Source organism: Paenibacillus sp. OT2-17 (assembly GCF_009827695.1).
Classification (GTDB): domain Bacteria; phylum Bacillota; class Bacilli; order Paenibacillales; family Paenibacillaceae; genus Paenibacillus; species Paenibacillus polymyxa_B.
On record NZ_WUDQ01000578.1, the window covers coordinates 1 to 2287 of the forward strand.

A 2287-nucleotide genomic window follows, 5' to 3' on the forward strand; every position below is an offset into this window, starting at 1 on the left:
GCCCGACAAGCACCTGATTAGGCGGCATCTGCTGGGTTCCCAGCGAAGTTCGCACAAAGCCAAGCACAATCACAATTCGCGTAAAACTTGTCATAAGTACAAGCAACGCCGGCGCTACACTAATGACAGTAATAAGTAAAATAATAGACAGCGAGGTGGCACCGGGCTGTCCTTTGTCCGAATTGCCGACTTGAATATCAATGTTCGGAATCGGTTCCGCAGAGGCCGCCGTCACCGAAATGAAGCTGAACAAGACAAGCAGCAAACATGCAAGTATAATCTTTTTTCTCATGAATCTCCCGACCGATCTGTAGTATTCTCCTCATTGCGCAGCTTTTCAAGTTTATCCTTGCGATTCGGCATTTGCCGAAGCTTGGATTCAAACATCTCGTGAAAAGATGTCTCCTCTTCAGGCTGCTGCTGTGCCGCGTTGTTCCGGCGAAGCTTATCCGCAATTTTAGCGAATAGCGGGGCAATCGGGCCGCGCTGCAGAGAAGCTTCTTGCTCCAGTGCGGCCAAAATTTGCTCCACTTCTTCAGGATCGGATACTTTGTCAACAAGCCGGATATCTTCTCCCACACCAATGAGGTACACACTGCTACCAACTTCAACAAGCTGAAGGGATTTATTGGGACCAAGTCCCACGCCTCCCAGTATGCGAACGGAGCGGTTGCTGAACCAGCTCTGATTTCTTTTACTCAAAAACCGTATCAAGTACACGATCAGTACGATGATAAAGATTAGCACGAAAAGGACCCAGGCAATGTTGCCTATATTGCTGGATGTACTCAATGCGTCAGAGGCACCCTGTTGTGTATCCATACTGGGTGCGCCTTACACACCCAGTGTTTTGTTGATGGCTTCGATAACCCGATCCGATTGGAAAGGCTTAACGATAAAATCTTTTGCGCCAGCTTGAATGGCATCAATAACCATTGCTTGCTGACCCATCGCGGAACACATGATAACCTTTGCGTTCGCGTCAATTTGTTTGATTTCCTTCAGAGCGGCAATGCCGTCCATTTCAGGCATCGTGATATCCATCGTAATCAGGTCCGGACGAAGCTCCTTGAATTTTTCAATGGCCTGTGATCCGTCCTGGGCCTCTCCTACTACTTCAAATCCATTTTTGGACAGGATGTCCCGAATCATCATTCTCATAAATGCAGCATCGTCCACGATCAAAATACGGTTTGCCATCTGAAATAAATCCTCCCTAAATTATGCTTTTATTGTAATTTTTGAATACGGTCCCATTGGCTTACAATATCTGTTACACGCACGCCAAAGTTCTCGTCGATTACGACAACCTCGCCCTTGGCAATCAGTTTGTTGTTAACCAAAATGTCCACCGGCTCCCCGGCAAGCTTGTCCAGTTCAATAATTGAACCTTGTGAGAGCTCCAGAATATCTTTAATTTGCTTTTGGGTCCTTCCTAATTCTACGGTGACTCTAAGGGGAATGTCCATCAATAAATTTAAATTGTTTTCATCCACTTGCGCAAATGCACCGGACTGCAAGTTAGAAAATTGTACAGGTTGTACATTTACATTACGTCCCGGTACTGCGCCGTAGTGATGAGGCGTTCCGTAAGGAGCTTGCGGCGGTACACCAGCTGGCATTCCATAACCCGGTGTTCCATAGCCTGGAGCGCCCTGCTGCCCATATCCCGGGTCTTGAGGATACATTGGCGGTTGTTGCCCATAGCCTGCGTCTTGTGGCGCCTGCGCGGCTGCAGGCTGCTGCTGATAGGCTGGTGCAGGCGGTTGCTGCGGAACGCTAGCTTGTTGCGGCGCTTCAGGAGCTGCTGTTGCAGCTACCTGCTGTGCGGACGCTTGCGGTTGTTCCTCATCCTCTCCGCCATTCATTAGGATACTCACCATTTTTTTGGCGAAATTAACAGGTAACAGTTGCATCAGCGTAGAGTCAATAAGATCCCCGATCAATAAACGGAAGGATACTGTAATGAGCGTCTCTTCATCCGGCAGACTGGATACTCCATCACCGTGCATAGGATCCAAAATATCAATCCCCGGTGGAGAGATATTAACAAAACGATTAAACATGGTAGACATAGAGGTCGCCGACGACCCCATCATCTGGTTCATCGCTTCCTGCACGGCACTGATGTGGATTTCATTCAATTCTTCATCTACTGGGTTTCCTTCACCACCAAGCATTAAGTCAGCTATCACTTGTGCATCACGCTTTTTGATTACGAGTGAGTTAATACCCTCGAATCCATCAACATAATTTACATGTACAGCTACGTGTGGCTTTGGAAATG

3 protein-coding genes and 1 pseudogene are annotated in these 2287 nt (G+C 47.7%); all 4 read right to left on the bottom strand.

The window, feature by feature from the left end:
• Positions 1–292, bottom strand: a pseudogene (locus tag GRP75_RS24770) (flagellar type III secretion system pore protein FliP); the annotation flags it as partial.
• Positions 289–822, bottom strand: a complete 534-nt coding sequence (locus GRP75_RS24775) for a flagellar biosynthetic protein FliO (RefSeq protein WP_023988197.1) — start codon at positions 820–822, stop codon at positions 289–291. The pseudogene GRP75_RS24770 and the gene GRP75_RS24775, both read right to left, overlap by 4 nt.
• Positions 823–834: 12 nt before the next feature.
• Positions 835–1200: a response regulator gene (locus GRP75_RS24780; RefSeq protein ID WP_010346372.1), complete on the bottom strand. Its 366-nt coding sequence runs from the start codon at positions 1198–1200 to the stop codon at positions 835–837.
• A 29-nt stretch (positions 1201–1229) separates the two neighbouring features.
• On the bottom strand, positions 1230–2287 hold a 1058-nt coding region (gene fliY, locus GRP75_RS24785), incomplete at its 5' end, for a flagellar motor switch phosphatase FliY (RefSeq protein ID WP_160790652.1).